This window comes from Synechococcus sp. OH2, from assembly GCF_047462155.1.
In the GTDB taxonomy this organism is placed as follows: domain Bacteria; phylum Cyanobacteriota; class Cyanobacteriia; order Thermostichales; family Thermostichaceae; genus Thermostichus.
In genome coordinates, this window is sequence record NZ_JANSIR010000107.1 from 6,381 (window position 1) to 24,062 (window position 17,682).

The 17,682-nt window shown below is 58.1% G+C and carries 13 protein-coding genes; 5 read left to right on the plus strand and 8 right to left on the minus strand.

The annotated features are described in order from the left end of the window. Positions 1–14 precede the first annotated feature (14 nt). The 3 genes from NW835_RS10770 to NW835_RS10780 are packed head-to-tail and all read right to left on the minus strand — an operon-like array spanning position 15 to position 4,307. Positions 15–1,217, minus strand: a complete 1,203-nt coding sequence (locus tag NW835_RS10770) for a hypothetical protein (RefSeq protein ID WP_414366852.1) — start codon at positions 1,215–1,217, stop codon at positions 15–17. Positions 1,218–1,240: 23 nt separating this feature from the next. Further along, positions 1,241–1,822 carry a hypothetical protein gene (locus tag NW835_RS10775; protein ID WP_414415280.1) on the minus strand — a complete coding sequence of 194 codons (582 nt, stop codon included), beginning with the start codon at positions 1,820–1,822 and terminating at the stop codon, positions 1,241–1,243. Then, a complete protein-coding gene (locus tag NW835_RS10780; RefSeq protein ID WP_414415281.1) occupies positions 1,812–4,307 on the minus strand; it encodes a dynamin family protein in 2,496 nt (831 codons plus the stop codon). The genes NW835_RS10775 and NW835_RS10780 overlap by 11 nt, the downstream gene beginning before the upstream one ends. Positions 4,308–4,611: 304 nt before the next feature. Between NW835_RS10780 and NW835_RS10785 the strand changes: the two genes are divergently transcribed. After that, positions 4,612–5,196 (plus strand): DUF2518 family protein, encoded by a 585-nt coding sequence (locus NW835_RS10785; protein ID WP_414415282.1) that lies wholly within the window; start codon positions 4,612–4,614, stop codon positions 5,194–5,196. Here NW835_RS10785 and NW835_RS10790 read toward each other — a convergent pair. Continuing rightward, complete coding sequence (locus tag NW835_RS10790; protein WP_414415283.1) at positions 5,136–6,005, minus strand: alpha/beta fold hydrolase; 870 nt, start codon at positions 6,003–6,005, stop codon at positions 5,136–5,138. The two genes, NW835_RS10785 and NW835_RS10790, sit on opposite strands and share 61 nt — an antisense overlap. Positions 6,006–6,008: 3 nt before the next feature. Then, complete coding sequence (locus NW835_RS10795) at positions 6,009–6,674, minus strand: Crp/Fnr family transcriptional regulator (protein ID WP_414415284.1); 666 nt, start codon at positions 6,672–6,674, stop codon at positions 6,009–6,011. A gap of 343 nt (positions 6,675–7,017) precedes the next feature. On the opposite strand from NW835_RS10795, the gene surE reads away from it, so the two are divergent. After that, the gene (surE, locus tag NW835_RS10800) at positions 7,018–7,797 is read left to right on the plus strand and encodes a 5'/3'-nucleotidase SurE (protein ID WP_414415285.1); all 780 of its coding nucleotides are present in this window, start codon (positions 7,018–7,020) and stop codon (positions 7,795–7,797) included. 67 nt (positions 7,798–7,864) lie between these two features. Here surE and NW835_RS10805 read toward each other — a convergent pair whose 3' ends face one another. Both NW835_RS10805 and hisH read right to left on the minus strand, forming a co-directional pair. Then, entirely contained in the window at positions 7,865–8,326 is a 462-nt protein-coding gene (locus NW835_RS10805; RefSeq protein ID WP_414415286.1) for an EVE domain-containing protein, read from the minus strand. Between the two features lie 6 nt (positions 8,327–8,332). Continuing rightward, positions 8,333–8,983: an imidazole glycerol phosphate synthase subunit HisH gene (hisH, locus tag NW835_RS10810; RefSeq protein WP_414385022.1), complete on the minus strand. Its 651-nt coding sequence runs from the start codon at positions 8,981–8,983 to the stop codon at positions 8,333–8,335. A gap of 51 nt (positions 8,984–9,034) precedes the next feature. Here hisH and hemW point away from each other — a divergent pair, with 51 nt between their 5' ends. Further along, a complete protein-coding gene (gene hemW, locus NW835_RS10815) occupies positions 9,035–10,228 on the plus strand; it encodes a radical SAM family heme chaperone HemW (RefSeq protein ID WP_414415287.1) in 1,194 nt (397 codons plus the stop codon). Positions 10,229–10,277: 49 nt separating this feature from the next. Here the strand turns inward: hemW and uvrA are convergent, their stop codons facing one another. After that, on the minus strand, positions 10,278–13,178 hold the full coding sequence (gene uvrA, locus NW835_RS10820) for an excinuclease ABC subunit UvrA (RefSeq protein WP_414415288.1): 2,901 nt from the start codon (positions 13,176–13,178) through the stop codon (positions 10,278–10,280). 355 nt (positions 13,179–13,533) lie between these two features. Between uvrA and NW835_RS10825 the strand changes: the two genes are divergently transcribed. Continuing rightward, on the plus strand, positions 13,534–15,906 hold the full coding sequence (locus tag NW835_RS10825) for a DUF3488 and DUF4129 domain-containing transglutaminase family protein (protein ID WP_414415289.1): 2,373 nt from the start codon (positions 13,534–13,536) through the stop codon (positions 15,904–15,906). 209 nt (positions 15,907–16,115) lie between these two features. Then, positions 16,116–17,453 (plus strand): alkaline phosphatase, encoded by a 1,338-nt coding sequence (locus NW835_RS10830; RefSeq protein ID WP_414376680.1) that lies wholly within the window; start codon positions 16,116–16,118, stop codon positions 17,451–17,453. Positions 17,454–17,682: the final 229 nt, after the last annotated feature.

A 17,682-nucleotide genomic window follows, 5' to 3' on the forward strand; every position in this document is an offset into this window, starting at 1 on the left:
TTTAACAGGCTGTATTACCCAGCAGATAGTAGATAAAGACTTTGGGGTTCAGATGGGATCAATTGGTAGGGATCCGCTTGGTTAAGCTCCCGAGAGAGGTGAGCAAAAGACTGGAGACTTTCAAGGCGCTCCGCGAGCTCGCTGAGGGTGTCTAGGTATTCGGCTAAAGCCGCTTGGGAAAGGTACCAAGACTTGTCCAGCTCTTGGAAGTAGGTCATCTGGAACTCGACAGAAAGATTCTTTTCCCTAAGGAAGCGCTGCTCCGGTGTAAGCGCTCGATCAAGTGGGGAAAGACGAGCAATGCGCTGGATGCGTTCGCTAGAGATGTGGCCAGCAAAGCCGGGAGCTGTGTACGTATAGGCGGTCCGGAGCTGAGGTCGATCCGCTGGCAAGAGAGCTGCACACCACCTTTCGCTTAGTTCCCGGAAACGAGGAACCTCAAAGTCGAGGGCATCGACGGCATCTTGCAGGTACCCATGCTTAAGCAGAAGCTGGGATTCCGCCGCTAGGGAAACTGCCCAACCCTTGAGGGCAATATCGCCAAGCAGTAGGCAGTGGGCCTGGCGCTCAACAGGGATCTGATGGGCTTGGTCGGAGAAAAAGATGCGGGCTTCCGCCAGCGCCTTAAGGGCATCGCGAGGAGAAGCCTCCGGGAATCGGTGCAAACTAACCAGCTCTGCCTGCAGCTTAGCAAGACTTTGAATGAAAAGAGCACGATGCAAATTGGAGATAGCCAACAGAATTTCGGCTCTACTCTGAACGGCCAAAGCTTGCAAATAGGCCAGTTGGCCAGAAAGTGCATCTAGCTTTTGCTGAATGTCTTGGAGCCCTTCCCTAACAATCTTCTCTAGGCGGGCAATAGAGTCTTGCAACTGATTCAGGCGGAAATGCATGTAGGTAAAGCCAATAGCGCTAACCCCCAGGTTTAAAACGCTAGCGCCAGCAGCTACCTGAGAAAGCCCCAAAATCTTGGTGGCAGTCTGCTGCAAAACCTCAAGCTTTCGATGAGTGGCTTGGTGACCAAGGGCATTAATCACGGATTCAGGAGATACCGGCGCATTCATCAGCAAGCTGGTCAGGCCAGGAGCTTCGGCCAAATGCTTGACGATGCGACCCGTGGCAGCTTCTCGAACAACGCCACCGTAGCGAACCAGGGATCCATCCAAAAGCCCACTGACAATCGAAGGAGAAGCAAAAAGGAGAGTTGGAATGAGCATGACTTACGCTCCCAAAGTTCCGGTTACACAAGGTAGAAACCCTTGTTGGCAAAGGAGTTTAAATGTAATGGGGGGGAAATCCAGACAATCTTTGCTTTACTGCATAGAGCCAGAAACGCATCTCTTCGCTTAAGAGGACTCGCATCTTTGCGAAGTCCAGGAAGCTCCTCGTCAGTCTCGAGGGCCACTAGATAAAAAGCACTTTCATCATTGAGATTTTCAGCCGGAAACTTCTCGACTTCCTCTTTCAGAGCCTCAAACTCTTTCTGTGTGCCTCTCCAGATATACTTTGAGCTTTTATACAGAAGCTCACACGCATTCTTCTCTGTTATTTTTTGTCCGGGAGAAAGGTGAGAAAAGTATTCGCGAAACTGGCTAGCCCTCGAGGCTAGCACAACCAAACTGGGGAGCCTGGTTGGGGGTTCGGGGGGCTCGGGTTTGGGCAAATTTTCTGCAAGCCTAAGTTCTGCAAGCCCAAGTCCAGCAGCTGCTCCAACAGCAGCCCCTATTGGTCCTCCAATAGCACCACCAACGATAGCTCCAAGTCCTACAGCAGCTAATTTAGCAAGAAGCTCTCCCTGCTCTTTGTTATTTTCACTCATCATTCCCACTCCCTAAGCAAGACAAAGATTGAACAAAACTTTCAATTGCATTCTTCCTATTCTCCAGATCTTCGGCTATAGCTACTGCTTGGTTAAAGTTCTCTTCAATCCGCCTTCTTTGCTCATCTAGCTCACTCATAGAAAGGTCAAGTGCTTTTCTAACCAATTTTTGAGTAGCCTCTCTTAGTTCCTCCATGTAACCTATGATCCATTCTTTCAGAACTTGCCACAATTTTCGCTTACCAGCATCTGCTCCGCTTGACCACTCCTCAGCCATCTTATCGAAGCTGGGTACAATTAGCTGTTGATAGAACTCCGTCCCAACTTTAGCTATCTTGTACTTCTTGCCTCCAAAGCAAGAACTAGGCTCCTCGACTATTGTAGTTTTGTCCTTCTTTGTAGTCTCTATCTTTGCTCTTTTATTAAAGAGAAAGACATCTTGCGTAAGGCGCAAGGGCTCGCTTCTCAGCTTAACGCCAGTTTGAATCAATTCCTGGATCCCTAGCTTATCTTCCTCAGAGACTGTGAGGATTTCTTCAACGGCTCCAATAAGGTTTGCAATAAGCTGAGAGATCAATGAGTTCGCAAATCTCTCAAAAGTTTGAGCCTTCGCCTGTAACAGAAACTCGGCCCTATGTTCGAGAGCGTCCCTAACCGATTGGTAGAGAGCTAAAACAGCGCGCTCAGCTCTTTCTATCTTCTCATGAGGCTTCTTGGTTTTCTCCTCAACAGGTACTCTCAGAATCAGGCTGTCTCCCTGACACTCACAATCCCTCAACGTTCTGAGTGTCATGTCGCAAGATCTAGCAACGAGGTTGGCAATGTGAGCAGGGATCACTTCTTTCAGAGAATCTTCTAGCGGATAAACACCAATTTCTTGCTTGAGTGCATCTCGAACTGGAGCAATGATTTTATTAATCAAATCTTTAACTTGCTCGTCCACAAAGTCAATAAAATCGGGAAACCCCTGCCAGCCCTTCTTTCTGGCTTCCTCCTCAATCTTTGATAGGGACTCAGGAGTGCCACTAGCACTGGCAACTTGGTTGAGTAAGTCTGTAATGTCAGCGATAAACGATTGGGCAACTTGATTGATTGCTTCCTTGCATTGCTCTTGTCTCTCTTGAATATATTTTCTTTGCCTATCTACTTCCTCTAGCGTCTGAATTCGTCTTGTATTGATTATGACATCTAGGGCACTGCTAATCTCTCTAGCTGAGTTGATCACTTGTAGCACTGCCGGGAGAATAACAACTCTTGCAGTGTCTGCTTGAATCCTTTCTCGCAATGCCCTCCATAGCAAGTTGCCGCCGCTCCACTCTCGGATGTAGCCAAGCAAGAGCCTAGTGTCATTGTCAGATATTGCCTGCCCTTCCTCGACTTTGTTTTCAAGGTCTGCTATCCAAGACTTCAGCTCCCTATCACCTCTTGTAGAAGCCTTGATGAGATTAGCACAGTCTTCAAAAAGAGCGCTGAGCATCCATTGTCTAGTACTGGGATCCACATCCGATCCTTCGGAAGAGTTGGCTCCCCAGGCACATTGGGCATAGAAGAGCGCCTTAGCAGAGAGCGGAATGATAAAAGGCAGCTCTGGAAGATCCAGAATCTCCTTAATTTCCTCTCTCAGCTCCTCGACCTTTTGCTCTAGAGGGTTGTCGGTTTGATTTCGCATGTCAACCCTATTGAGCAAGAAAATCATCAAGCTAGTTTGACCTCGGAGAAACTCCACAACATCTTTTAGCTCTCTCAAGAGGGCTTCTCGTCTTTGCCAATCTGTCTGAGAGTAATCCAGTGCAACAAGGCTAAAACACTTGCTGACATGCTCTTGGATGATCCTGAGGCTTGTTCTATCTTGGATTGAGTTCAGGCCAGGCAAGTCATAAATCTCAACCTGTAAGCCCTCAGGCAGGTTTAACAGAGAAGAAGCCCTGACAGGAAGGAGCGGACACTCAACGTCTATCTGAGGGATGCCCACGTCGGCTTCATCCTCCTTCTTCCTCTTCTTTCGCCGCTCTTGGTGGTAGGCCTCCATTGTCAGCTTGAGCCTGCTGTAGATCTCTTCGTCCCTCAGGTCTTCCCACGTGCCGCATTCCCAGGTGGCTCCTTCTGTATTGTGGATAACTAACTTGCTCCGCTCGCCGTGCCTAATCCGCAGGATCCCGGCGCTCATCTCCTGCGCCTCGATAGGCGCGATTTTCCGACCAATGAGAGCGTTGACAATGGTGGACTTACCTGAAGAGGTGGTGCCAATGGTGGCAATCCGGAAGGAGGGCTTCCGTAGGCGGGCAACGGCCTCTTCGTAGACAACCCGAAAGTCCTCCAGCTTCTCCAGCAGCACGGAGTTGCTGACTACGTCGTGGTATTCGTTAACGATCCCAGCGGTGAGGTTGCCGAGGTCAAATAGTGAGTCTCTCGCGGTCTGCAAAGCTACCGAGGGATCCATAGAATCAAGCCGGTGATGCGCTCCATCAGATAGGGTTGAAGATGACATGCCAACAGTTCTCAAGCCGCTTCGCTGGCATTATATCCATCTTGCTGATACCGTCGTTCGTTTCCTTCGCATTGTTTTCAGCGTTCTTCTTGCCAGCAATGCTCATTCAGTAGCATAAAAAACAGTTCTAAAAGGCACAGAGCTGCCGGCACTTCTGGGATCAGCGAGAGCTGGTTTGGCAGATGGAGTCGCAAGCCTATCTCCTCCCGGCTAGAGCCAGCAAGCAGTTGAGAGGATTGCCAGATTGCTTAAGATGAGACTGCTGAGTCCGAACTCCTTCTCCCTGTAAATGATGGATGGATCCTTGCAATCTTTCTTCGCCTCTGCCACCCAGGTGGGGCTGGGGGTGGCGGGTCTGCTGGCTCTGCTTACCCTGCTGGCCTGGCTCCGCAACTGGCCTTGGAAGTTTTCGCTGGTGGGCTACACGGCCTTTACGCTGGTTTTGACGGCGGGCTGTTTTGCCCTCAGTTTGGGGCCGATCTTTCGCTCCCGCATTCCCGGCGCTGCCCCCTACACCACGGTCTATGACCAAGGGGCAGAGCGGGCGGTCATCGCCGTCAGCCCGGACATTACCCCAGAGCATCTGATCCTCACGCTGAAGCAGGCGGCCAGCGATTTGGCGTCCTCCGGTCGCTTCTCCACCGGCTCGCCGGGATTTACCCTGCAGGCCCGCACCGTCATCCATCCTGAGCCGGGCGTCTCCGAGCCCTTACTTTTGGGCACGCTGCAACAGCCGCTGGGGAAACGCCTGCGCACCCCGGAAGAACAGCAGCAGCAGATCCGGCTGGAGGAAGAGGCCTTTGCCCGGCTGCGCAAGTTGGTCCAGGTTCAGGCTGCGGCTCCTTCCGCTGAGGGTGGGTTAGAAGAGCTCCCTTTGTCCCAGTCCTGAGCGCTAAGCCAGCGACGCAGATCCCGTCCTACCTGTTCAGGGATCTCCCACGGGAAGAGGTGGGCCACATCGGGATAGACAATGCAGGTGCACTGGGGTAGAAGGCGGGCGGTGGCCAGGCTGCTAGCGGCGGTGATGTGGCGATCCCGCTCGCCGGCCAGGAGCAACACGGGTAGGCGCAGCTGCTGCAGTTCCCTCTCGCGGTTGTAGCCCTGTTGCAGGGCGGTGCGCAAAGCGCGGCGGGCTTGGGGAGAGGTGTGCAGATAGGCAGGCAAAGCCACCTGGGCCAAGTAGCGATAGGCGGTTGGGGTGTGTTGCTGGATGAGGTAGCGGTAGAGAGAGCGGCGGCCAAAGGTGTTGATGTTCCAACTCCAGCCGGGCCAAAGCCAGTTGAGCAGCGAAGCAATGCCGGTGTTAAGCTGATCCCAAACGGTGATGGGGGGATGGTTGCTACGAGGACAGGCGGCGCTGGCTACCAAAACCAAGCCCTTGACCCGCTGCGGCAGGCGCAAGGCCAACTCCAGGGCCAGGATCCCACCCAACGACCAGCCCAACACCAGACACTCCTGCCAGCCCAGGCAATCCAGCAGCTCCTGCAAGTCCTCTAGGTGAGTTGCCATCTCAAAGGGATCCCGTACCTGCGAACGCCCATAGCCACGCAGATCCGGCGCCACACAGGGGTGCATCCCCGCCACCGCCCCAGCAAAAACTTCCATGCAGTCAGCATTGCCCGGATGGCCGTGGAGCAGCAGGATGGGCAGGGAAGGGATCCCTTCTCCCCACGCACGGTAGTAGAGCTGCAGACCCATAGCTTAGGCGCTAGCCGCCTTTTTTGGCACGGACTGCAGCTTCACCCCGTTGGGAAGGCAAATTAAGTTTTGATCCAGCACCTGCACAAACCCTTTCGAGCGCAGGGATCCCAGCAGGCGAGTAACCGTTACGCGCGTAGCCCCAATGGCGTCCCCAATCTGGGCGTGGGTGAGTGTCCAAGGGAGGTACATCCCCTGTTCACAGGGCTGCCCGTACTCTTCAATCAACAGCGTTAGGAAGCCCTTCAGGCGGTCAATGGCACGCCGTTGGCCCAAGTTGCCTAACCAAAGCAACTTGCGTTGCAGTTGCTGACGGAAGCTTTCTTGAACTTTCTGGTGCAGATAGGGCCACTGCTCCAGATCCTGCCAGTAAAACCACATTACGGTGGTGCGATCGACATGGGTGCAAGCTTTTAGCTCAAAGCGCTCCGGGTTGCTCAGCTCAAAGGGCACGCGGGGTGTGATAACCCCGACAAAAACCTCCCGCCGCTCCGGCGTTTGGCTAACTAGGCGCACCACGCCTTCTTGGGGGATGTAGACCAGGCCCGGACGGGTGGGGATGCGCACGTCCTTGGGAAAAGTGCGACAGCGGTAGTGCTCTTCGGCCCACTGGCAGAGTTCCCGCCATTCCTGAGCCTCCGCTGCCGATGTGATGGAAACTAGGGACATGGGATAGGCTTCCTGTCAATTGAGTAACTAGATGAACTTTGCCGCCTCTTCCGCTCCATCGAGCCATCAAAAGAGTTTGAAAGAAAAGGCCAGACCCTAGCGGAAGGATAAACCAGGAGGAAGGGAACTTCGGCAGTGGCTTTACCTTAGCTTCATAATGACACTTAAGATTCATAGAACAACACCGTGGTTATACGGATGTTGTTCACAGGGCTACGCTCAATAATAACATGCGGAAGCCGCACTCTTCGTTTTTTCCTGGCTCCTGGCCGGCTGTAGGCTTGGCAGCAGATAGCATGATGAGGGCAGCCGGGTTGCTTGGAGGCGGTGAGGAGGGGCACCGATGAAAATTCTCGTGAGCAACGATGACGGCATCCAAGCGGCGGGAGTGCGGTGTTTAGCGGCAGCGCTGGCTCAGATAGGCGGGCACCAGGTGACGGTAGTCTGCCCGGATCGGGAGCGCTCGGCCACTGGCCACGCCTTGACGCTGCACAAACCGCTGCGGGTGGATCCGGTGCGGGAGGGGTTTCCGCCAGAGGTGCAAGCCTGGGCCTGTTCCGGCACGCCTTCGGACTGTGTCAAGCTGGGTTTGGATGGGCTACTAGACCGCCCCCCCGATTGGGTGATTTCCGGCATCAATCAGGGAGCCAATTTGGGCACCGATGTACTCTACTCCGGCACCGTCTCAGCGGCCATGGAAGGGCTATTGGAAGGGATCCCCAGCCTAGCGGTGAGCCTGGCCAGCTTTACCCACCAGGATTTTCAGCCGGCGGCCCAGGTGGTGCTGATGCTGCTGGAGAAGCTGAGCCTGAAGCCTTTAGAGAAGCCGATGCTGTTGAACGTCAACGTGCCCCCGCTAGAGCTGGCTGAAATACGCGGCATGGTCTTGGCCCGCCTAGCCTGGCGCAAGTACACGGATCTCTACGAGAAACGGGTAGATCCCCGTGGCAAGGCCTACTACTGGCTGGCAGGAGAGGTGGTGGAAGAGGAGGTGGATCCCTGCTCCGATGTGCGGGCGGTTGCCGAAGGCTATGTGTCGATTACGCCCTTGCAGCCGGATTTAACGGCCTACGCCGCTTTCGAGAGCTTGCAGCGCTGGGGCCTCTCAGCCTTTGGCTTTTGAAGGTTTTGGCAAGGATCCCTCTGCCAGAGGTAGGGAGTCCCGGCTAGCTTGCTCCAAGCTGGTAGAGCTAGGGAGAAGAGGTCGCCAAGGCCAGCAGCCGCTCTGCAACAGCTTGGGAAACGGGCATCACCGATAGGCGCGTACCTCGCCGCACCACCTCCAACTCTGCAGGGGTAAAAGTGGCCCGCAACTCGGCCAAAGGGATCAAGCGCTCAAAGGCGGCGACGAATTCCACCCGCACCGTGTGCCAGCGGGGCGCTGCAGGAGTTGACTTGGGATCGTAGTAGGGGCTGGTGGGATCAAATTGGCTGGGATCCACCACCTGGGTTTCTCGGATCTCCATCAGGCCGGCAATACCGGGAGGGTTAGCATTGGAGTGGTAGAAAAAGGCGCGATCCCCCACCTGCATGGCTTTTAGGTAGTTGCGGGCTTGGGAGTTGCGCACGCCGTCCCAGAGGGTTTGGCCCTCCCGCTGCAGATCCCAGATGCTGTAGACGCTGGGCTCCGATTTCATCAACCAGTAGTTCATGGAACGCTAAGCTCGGGCAGCAGGCAAGCGACGGGCAACAAACTCGACAAAGTTTTGCAATATCTTCAAGCCTACAGGGCCAGACTTTTCGGGGTGAAATTGGGTGGCAAACAAGGCGCCGCGGGCAAGGGCGGCCACACAGGTTTGGCTGCCGTGTTGGGTAGTGGCGGCCACCCAGCTGGGATCCTCGGGCACGGCATGATAGGAGTGGACAAAGTAAACCCAGCTTTGGTCAGGGATCCCTGCCCAAAGAGGAGACAGGGGCTGGGTGAGGTGCAACTGGTTCCAGCCCATGTGGGGGATGCGCAGGCCTGGCTCCGGTTGAAAGCGTCGCACTTGTCCGGGTACAAGGCCCAGCCCTGGCTCCACCCCCTCTTCGCTCCCCTCAAACAAAACCTGCAGCCCAAGGCAGATGCCCAGAAAGGGCTGCTGCCGCTCGATTGCTTCTTGGAGAGCCTCCACAAAGCCCCGCGCCCGCAACTGCTGCATGGCTGGGTCAAAGGCCCCATCTCCCGGCAGGACGAGGCCATCAAAAGCCGCTAGCCCAGCCGGCCCTGTTACCAGTTGCACCTCGGCTCCAGCCCGCTCTAGCCCTTTGCAAGCCGAATGCAGGTTGCCGGCCTCGTAGTCAATCACCGCCAGGCGCACAGCGTTCATGGGATCCCTTAGAAGCCTACCAGTATAGTGGTTTTAGCAAGGTAGGGAGCTATGGTGGTTGCAGCCTCCGCAGAAGACTTTGCCCTCTCCACTCAGCTTGGCTGGCCAGAGGCCGCCTATCTGCACATCCCCTTCTGCCGGCAGCGCTGCCATTACTGCGATTTTGCCACCGGCCTAGGCACGCGCGAGCTAATAGAAACCTATGTGCAGGTGCTCTGCCAAGAGATCGGGGGGGCCTACCGCTACCGCCATTTGGCCGGGGATCCCGAACCCTTGACCAGCATTTTCTTTGGCGGCGGCACCCCTTCCCTGCTGACGGTGGAGCAATTGGGCCGGATCTTGGTTCAACTCAGGGAGAGGATCCCCTTACATCCTGACTGCGAGATTTCGCTCGAGGCCAACCCCGGCACCCTGACGCGGGAGCAGTTGGCGGGCTACCGGGATCTGGGGGTTAGCCGCATTAGCCTGGGGGTACAGGCCTTTCAAGCGGAGCTGCTGGCCGCCTGCGGTCGCCTGCATGGAGTGGAAGAAGTTTACGAAGCTGTGGCCGACTTGCAGGCAGTGGGCTTTGCGAATTTCAACCTGGACTTGATCTTTGGACTGCCCTACCAGACGTTGGCGCACTGGCAGCAATCGCTGCAGGCTGTTCTTGAGATCAAGCCTACCCATGTCTCCATCTATGATTTAACCATTGAGCCGGGAACCCGCTTTGGTCGGATGTACCGACCGGGGGATACCCCTTTGCCCCCTGAGGAAATCACAGTTGCAATGTACTTGATGGCGCGGGAGCTGCTCACCCAAGCCGGCTACATCCACTACGAGATCTCCAATTTTGCCCGCCCTGGGTATGCCTGTCGCCACAACCGGGTGTACTGGGAAAATCGCCCCTACTTTGGCTTTGGCATGGGATCGGTCGGCTACGAAGGGGGGCGGCGCATTCAACAGCCGAAAACTCTCCATAAGTATTTTGAACAGGTCAAAGCCCAAGTTCACCCTCTCCCGCCACCGGCCTCTGCAGAAGAAATCTGGATGGACACGGTGATGTTGGGGCTGCGTTTGCAGGAAGGGCTGGATTTGGCAACTTTACGGCAGCGCTTTGGCCCTGCGAGGGTGGAGCAGGCTTTGCGGCGTCTAGATCCCTATTTTGAAAAAGGTTGGGCCAGTTGCGAAGGAGGGCGACTGCGACTGATCCCGCCCGAGGGCTGGCTGTTTTCCAACGAAGTCATTGCAGAGCTTTTTCCTTAGTTTGGCGGGCAAATAGTGCAAACAACTAGGCATGCATCCGCTCCCTTTCTTACTGACCGGGGGGATGTTGTTGCAAAGCCTGCTTTAGGTAGCGCCCCGTGTGGGATCCGGGCTGCTCGGCCACTTCCTCAGGGGTGCCGACGGCAACAATCTGGCCGCCCTGGTCGCCCCCTTCCGGCCCCAGGTCAATAATCCAGTCGGCACAGCGGAGGATGTCCAGGTTGTGCTCGATCACCAGCACGGTGTTGCCCGCATCCACCAACCGCTGCAGAACATTCAAGAGCTTGTGAACGTCGTAGAAGGACAGGCCGGTGGAGGGTTCATCGAGCAGGTAGAGGGTTTTGCCGGTGGAGCGGCGGGCCAGTTCTGCCGCCAGCTTCACCCGCTGCGCTTCCCCCCCGGAAAGCGTCGGAGCGGGCTGCCCCAGCTTGATGTAATCAAGGCCCACATCGGCCAAGGTCTGTAGAATCTTGGCGGCAGGGGGTAGGGCGGCAAAAAACTCCAGCGCCTCCCCCACCGTCATGTCTAGGACTTCGGCGATGTTTTTGCCCTTGTACCTGACCTGGAGGGTCTCGCGGCTGTAGCGGCTGCCCCCACACACTTCGCAGGTAACATACACATCCGGCAGGAAGTTCATTTCAATCACGTTCACCCCCTGCCCTTTGCAGGCTTCACAGCGCCCCCCCTTGACGTTGAAGGAAAAGTGGCCAGAGTGATAGCCCCTGGCCTTGGCCTCTAGAGTCTGGGCAAAGGCCTGGCGGATGGGATCAAAGAGGCCCGTGTAGGTGGCGGGGTTGGAGCGGGGGGTGCGGCCAATGGGGGATTGGTCGATGACAATGACCTTGTCGATGTGTTCGATGCCGTGTAGCTCCCCCATTTCCGTTGGCTTAGGCACCTTCTGGCCGAGGTAGTGTTGCAGGGCAGGGTAGAGCAACTCGTTGACCAGGGTGGACTTGCCGGAGCCGGAGACGCCGGTGACGCAGACCAGCTTGCCCAGGGGGATCTCCACATCGATGTGCTTGAGGTTGTTTTTGTGGGCATCGGTGAGCTTGAGGGAGACGGCTTTGCCAGGTCGCCGCTGAGCTGGGGTTGGGATCCGCCGCCGCCCCGCCAGATAGGCGCCGGTGAGGGAGCGCTCGCAGGCTAGGACGTCGGCTAGAGATCCTTGGGCCACCACTTCTCCGCCGTGGATGCCAGCGCCAGGGCCAATGTCCACGATGTGGTCGGCGGCGCGAATGGTCTCTTCATCGTGTTCCACCACAATTAAGGTGTTGCCCAGATCCCGTAGGCGGAATAGGGTTTGCAAGAGGCGTTGGTTATCCCGCTGGTGCAGGCCAATGGAGGGTTCGTCCAGCACGTAGAGCACCCCCGTCAGGCCGGAGCCAATCTGGCTGGCCAGCCGGATCCGCTGCGCCTCGCCCCCCGAAAGGGTCATGGCCGGTCGGGCCAGGGTGAGGTAGTCAAGGCCCACGTCAATTAAAAACTGCAGGCGGGTTTTGATCTCCCGCAGCACCAGCTCGGCAATCTGCGCTTGGCGGGGGGTGAGCTGGAGCTGCTCCAGGCGCTGCAGGCAGTCGCGGATGGAGATCTCGGTGAGATCCGTGATGCGGTAGCCACCGACGCGCACGGCCAGGGCCTCTGGCCGCAGCCGGGATCCGCCACAGGCAGCGCAGGGGCGGTAGGTGAGGTAGGTCTCCAGCTTTTGCCGGTAGGTTTCGGAGGTGGTTTCTTGGTAGTGCCGCTGCAACTGCGGGATCACCCCTTCAAAGCGGCGGTAGTAGCCCCGGCTCCCCTGGGGGGATTCCGCCTCAACGTAGATCTCCTGGTCGCTGCCGTAGAGGAGGAGCTGCTGCTGCTCGGGGGTAAGGTCGCACCAGCGGCTGCTGAGCTCAAAGCCAAAGGCCTTAGCAGCCCCCGCCAGCAGCGCCAGATAGTAGGGGTTCTCCCGCTCCGCCCAGGGAGCAATGGCCGCATAGAGGGGGAGCTTGGGGTCCGGCACGATCCGGTCGGGGTCGAAGATGGGTTCAAAGCCCAGGCCGTGACAGACGGGACAGGCGCCGATGGGGGAGTTAAAGGAAAATAGCCGCGGCGACAGCTCGCCCAGCACGGAGCCGTGTTCGGGGCAGGCAAATTGTTCCGAAAAGATCAGCTCCGTTGGCTTGCCGTTGAGGTACTGCCCCGCCACCTCGGCTACTTTTTGCAGCAGGTGTTCCCGTTCGTCTTCGCGGGGCAAGAGCTCCACCACCGCCAGTCCCCCCGACTGGCGCAGACAGGTGGTCAGGGAATCGGCCAGCCGCTCTGCGATGTTGGGGCCCTTAACCAGCCGATCCACCACCACCTCAATGGTGTGGGCCTTGTTTTTGGCCAACTCAATTTCCTCGCTGAGATCCCGCACCTGGCCGTCGATGCGCACCCGCACAAACCCCTGCTGGCGCAGGCTTTGCAAGAGCGCTGCGTGGGTGCCCTTTTTTCCCCTCACCACGGGCGCAAGCAACTGAAAGCGCGTCCGCTCCGGCAGGGCCAGGATCTGGTCCACCATTTGATCCACCGTCTGGGGGGCAATCACCCGGTCACAATGGGGGCAGTGGGGGATCCCGGCCCGCCCATACAGCAGCCGCAGGTAGTCGTAGATTTCGGTAACGGTGCCAACCGTGGAGCGGGGGTTGTGGCTGGTGGACTTTTGGTCGATGGCAATGGCTGGGCTCAAGCCCTCGATGCGGTCTACATCCGGTTTGTCCAGTTGCCCCAGAAATTGCCGCGCATAGGCGCTAAGGGACTCCACGTAGCGCCGCTGCCCCTCGGCAAAGATGGTGTCGAAGGCCAGAGAAGATTTTCCAGACCCGGAGACGCCGGTAAACACCACCAGGCGATTGCGCGGGATCCGCAGCTCGAGGTTTTTGAGGTTGTGCTGCCGTGCCCCCACCACATGGATTTCGTTTTGGCCGGACATCTCATCCCCTCTGTGCGCAGCGTGGGTGGAGACTCTGCCCAAAATTGGCGAGTCGAAAAACAACAAAAGTTAAGGAACATTAACGATTCTAGTGCTGTAGCAGAAGTCTGTCTTCTCCCCATCGCAAGGGGTGGCGGCAATAGGGGGGCAGGGGGTTGGGGATCTGTGGCAGAATCGAGGCGGCTAGGGAGAACGGCGGCGCCGGAATCTGTTGGCGTTGGCGGGCCCTAGGCCTTTACACCTCCGCAGGGCGGCATTCTGTGTCTACTTGCTGAGGGTTCTTGCAATTGCTCCCCGCTGAAGGCTCTCTGCGTCAGCTTGAGTGCAGGAGGATGTGACCGAAGCAACCTAGCCCATGACCTGGCCACTGCTTGCCGTCCAAAAGCTCTTCATCTACCTGCTGGTGGGGATTGCCTTTACGGCCCTCTGCCTTGGGGATCAGGCCCTGTCGCCGGCGGTTATCGCCGTCTGCTTGGCGGCGGGGGCTGCCAGTTGGTTTTGGGAGCCGCCCCGCATTAGCTTTGCCCGCTATGCGCCCCTGTGGATGCCCCTGACGGTGAGCGTGCTGGTCAGCTTGGCGGCCCTGGTGCTTGCGGGCGTGCTGCCGCTTTCGGATGGGGCCATAGGCCTGGTGCTCTACCTTACGGGGGCCAAGTTGTTTCAGCGGGAGCGGGCAGCCGACCACATTCAGTTGGCGGTGTTGTCTTTGCTTTTGATGGCCATCGCCACCCTCTTTAACGAGGACATCAGCTTTGGGTTTTTATTCCTGCTGTATGTGGGGGTGGGGCTGGTTAACCTCACCCTCTATCACCTGCGCCTGCAGGCGGAGCAGCACCCCCAGGCGGCTAGCCAAGTCCGCGGGATCGACCTCAACTTTCTGGGGTTGCTTGGATCCCTGGCTTTGCTGGCAACCCTTCTCGCGGTGGTTTTGTTTTTCCTCTTTCCGCGCCTTAGCTTGGGGCTCCTAGGCCGGCAGGCCCGCTCGCCGGTGATGACCACCGGCTTTGCCGAGGAAGTCAGCCTGGGGGAGTTCGGCACCCTCAAGACCGACAGCACTGTTGTCATGCGGGTGGAGTTCCCGGCGGGGGTGCCGCCCCAGGTGGAGTCCCTCTACTGGCGGGGGATCAGCTTTGATCGCTACGACGGGCGGGCTTGGTCGCGGACGCTGAACCGCGCGATCCCGATTTTCCCCACTGCAGCAGGGGTCTTTGATCTCTCGGCTTCCCCTTTGATCCCCACCGCCAGCGACCTCCAGTTCTTCCCCCTGGAGCAGCGGATTTACCTAGAGCCGCTGGCCACCAACACCGTCTTTGGAGTGGCGCCGCTGCTGGAGGTGGAGTGGTTGGATCGGGGTGGAGTGATGACCCCTCAGCAGGCATGGCAACGGCAAACTCGCCGCCTCCTCCTGCACGAGAGCGGGGATGTCAGCCATTCTCTGCCCCCCCGGCTGCTCTATCTCTACCGCGCCGTGAGCTGGATCCCCCGCGATCTGGAGCCCCGCCTGCGCCAGCTTAGCCAGGAGGAGCTGCTGAGTGCTCTTGACCCCATCCAGCGGGCAGCCTACCTGCAGTTGCCGGCAGATCTAGATCCGCGCATTCCCGCCTTGGCAGAGGAGATCACGGCTGGGATCCCCGATGTCTTTGGCAAGGTAGCGGCTCTGCAGAACTACCTGCTGGAGAACTACGCCTACACCACAGATCTGCCGGATCCCGGGGCCGAGCCGCCTTTGGAGGCCTTTTTGTTTACCCACCGCCGCGGCCACTGCGAATACTTTGCCACCGCCCTGACGGTGCTGGCCCGCAGCATTGGCATCCCGGCCCGCGTGGTCAATGGCTTTTTGGGCGGGCGCTGGGTGGCGCAGGAAAAGTACCTGGCGGTGCGCAACGCCGATGCCCATTCTTGGACGGAGATCCCCTTTGGCCCCTATGGATGGATCCGCTTCGACGCCACGCCGCCAGAGGCCAATGTCAGCCAGCGGCAAAGCTGGTGGGATCCCCTGCAGGATTTTTACGACAGCCTGCGCTTCCGTTGGTTTAAGTACGTCATCCAGTACGACCTATCCACCCAGCGGCAGATCTGGCGGCAGATTCAGGAGCTGGCCAGCCGCGTGACCGCTCCCCAAAAGCAGGAGGATGTCGTTGCCGCCCTCCGCCGCAGCTTGGTGGGCTGGGGGCAAAGCCTGCAGCAAAACAGCCTGCCGCTGGTGGGGGTGATGGTCATCACTGGCTTCACGGCCTACTGGGGCCGCCGCCGCCGCTACCAGGCTTTGCACTGGCGCGATGGGGGATGGATCCTCTTGGCCACACTTGGCAATGGGGTGGTGATGGGATCCCTGTGGCAGCCGCCCCCAGAATGGCCCACCTGGATGATCGGGATCCTGCTGCCAAGTCTGGCCTTTGCCGGCATGCGCTGGATCCCGACGGCCCTGCCCAAATCGCAGCGGCGCCGCCAGGCAATCTCCAGACTTTACCTCCAACTGCGGGAGCTGGCGACGGCAGTGGGGATCCCAGCCCACCTGGGGCCAGAAGCCTGCCTAGAACACTTGCGCCAGTCCAACTTGCCCCAAGCCGAGCTCGCCATCCAGTTCTTGCAGCGCTACCTGGAGGTGCGCTTTGGCGGGATCCCGCTGGCAGCCGGGGAACTGCAGCGTTGGCAACGACAACTCCGACAGCTTAGGCAGGCCTGGCAGGCCAAAAGTTCGACGCTTACTTCTAAAAGAGCCGCTTGACCTGAAGCCGGCTGGGCCCTGGAGCTCTACGAGCAGCCTTGACGTTATGAGGTGGTTAAGAGATAGTTAACTCTAGGTATAGACATAAGCGGTAGGCCATTGTTGCAAGTGGGCTCTGCCGCTGGTTTTGCCTGTGACCTTGCTAAGGAATCCAAGGCTGTGTTACTTTCCTTGACGTTCAGCCTTGAACAAGCAAGGGCAGGTTTACTATGCGTAACCATTCTCTGAGGGCAGCTCTGGCCGCAACGCTGTGCCTACTGTCCTCTTCCCTTTTTTCTAGCCTGGCCCAGGCGGCGCCGAAGCCGACCGGCAACGGGGCGATCTTTTTCCACCCCGATGGCACTTCGGCCTCCCACTGGGACATCACGCGCATTCTCCACTACGGCCCGGATGGCTTCTTGAACTGGGATCGTCTGCCTGTCATCACCACCTATCGTGGCCATCACCTTGACCTATTGGGTGGAACCTCCAACGCCGGGGCGGTGACGCATGCCACAGGCACTCGTGTGCATGGCGCATCTTTTGGCTTGGATCCGGACGGCAAGGAGTATCCCTCGGCCAACGGCACCCTGAACACGATCATGGAAGATGCTGTGGCGGCGGGTTTGGGGACGGCCCTGGTGCAGTCGGGATCCATCATCGAGCCGGGGACGGCTGCTTTTGTTGCTGAAGCTCCCAAGCGCAGCGACTACGAAGAGATCGCCCTGGAAGTGGTGGAGTCGGGGGTAGACATCATCCTGGGGGCCGGTGAGGAATGGCTGTTGCCGGAAGGTGTCCAGGGGCGCTTTGGCCAAGGGAAGCGCAAGGATGGCCGCAACCTCATCGAGGAAGCCAAGAAAAAAGGGTATGCCGTCGTCTACACCCGCGATGAGCTGCTGAAGCTGCCGGCGGATGCCGCCAAGGTTTTGGGGGTGTTCAACGTAGAGGACACCTTCTACGACAAACCTGAAGAAGAGCTGCGCAAAGAAAACTTGCCCAACTACATCGCCAGCGCGCCCACCATTGCCGAGATGACGCAGTTTGCCCTGGAGCGGATCTCCCGCAATCCCAAGGGCTTCTTCGCCGTCATTGAGGAAGAGGGCACCGACAACATGTGCAACAACCTCAATGCTTCCGGCTGCCTGGAGGCCATGAAGCGGGCTGACGATGCCATTGGGGTAATTCTCGACTTCATCGAGAAGAATCCCAAAACCTTCATGATCACCACCAGCGACAGCAACGCCGGCGGGATGCAGTTGGTGGATGTGGAGTCTGCCGATGAGCCGCTGCCCCCCACTGACCCCGAAGAAAGCGGCGCCCCCATCGATGGCGTCGAGGGCACGGGTACGAAGCCATTTGTTTCAGCACCCGACAAGAACGGCAACCGCCGCCCCTTTGCGGTGGCGTGGGCCACTGGAGACGACGCCGGCAGTGGAGTTATCGCCCGCGCGGCGGGCCTGAACGCCCAAGAGCTGGTGCCCACCACCGGGATCCTGAACACCGACATCTACCGCATTCTCTACACAGTTCTCTTCGGGGAGCGCATCCCCAGCGAGCTGAAGCCGTAGTCTCAGGCAACCCGGCATTGGCTCCGAACTTCTGAAGACCGAGGGGATCCAGGCGATCCCCTTTTCATTTCCATAAGTCATTAACGCAACGCTGTCGCGAACGCGCTGCTCTAACTCCCCTCTCCCTCAGGGAGAGGGGTTGGGGGTGAGGGAGTCCCTGAGGGAGAGATTGGGGGTGAGGGAAGTCCTGGAAGGCCTGCCACTGCTGTTCCAGCTTGTTCTGCTGGGC

Coding starts and splice junctions, on each gene's coding strand:
- NW835_RS10770 (WP_414366852.1), bottom strand. CDS start 1,217: ATGCTCATTCCAACTCTCCTTTTTGCTTCTCCTTCGATTGTCAGTGGG.
- NW835_RS10775 (WP_414415280.1), bottom strand. CDS start 1,822: ATGATGAGTGAAAATAACAAAGAGCAGGGAGAGCTTCTTGCTAAATTA.
- NW835_RS10780 (WP_414415281.1), bottom strand. CDS start 4,307: ATGTCATCTTCAACCCTATCTGATGGAGCGCATCACCGGCTTGATTCT.
- NW835_RS10790 (WP_414415283.1), bottom strand. CDS start 6,005: ATGGGTCTGCAGCTCTACTACCGTGCGTGGGGAGAAGGGATCCCTTCC.
- NW835_RS10795 (WP_414415284.1), bottom strand. CDS start 6,674: ATGTCCCTAGTTTCCATCACATCGGCAGCGGAGGCTCAGGAATGGCGG.
- surE (WP_414415285.1), top strand. CDS start 7,018: ATGAAAATTCTCGTGAGCAACGATGACGGCATCCAAGCGGCGGGAGTG.
- NW835_RS10805 (WP_414415286.1), bottom strand. CDS start 8,326: ATGAACTACTGGTTGATGAAATCGGAGCCCAGCGTCTACAGCATCTGG.
- hisH (WP_414385022.1), bottom strand. CDS start 8,983: ATGAACGCTGTGCGCCTGGCGGTGATTGACTACGAGGCCGGCAACCTG.
- hemW (WP_414415287.1), top strand. CDS start 9,035: ATGGTGGTTGCAGCCTCCGCAGAAGACTTTGCCCTCTCCACTCAGCTT.
- uvrA (WP_414415288.1), bottom strand. CDS start 13,178: ATGTCCGGCCAAAACGAAATCCATGTGGTGGGGGCACGGCAGCACAAC.
- NW835_RS10825 (WP_414415289.1), top strand. CDS start 13,534: ATGACCTGGCCACTGCTTGCCGTCCAAAAGCTCTTCATCTACCTGCTG.
- NW835_RS10830 (WP_414376680.1), top strand. CDS start 16,116: ATGCGTAACCATTCTCTGAGGGCAGCTCTGGCCGCAACGCTGTGCCTA.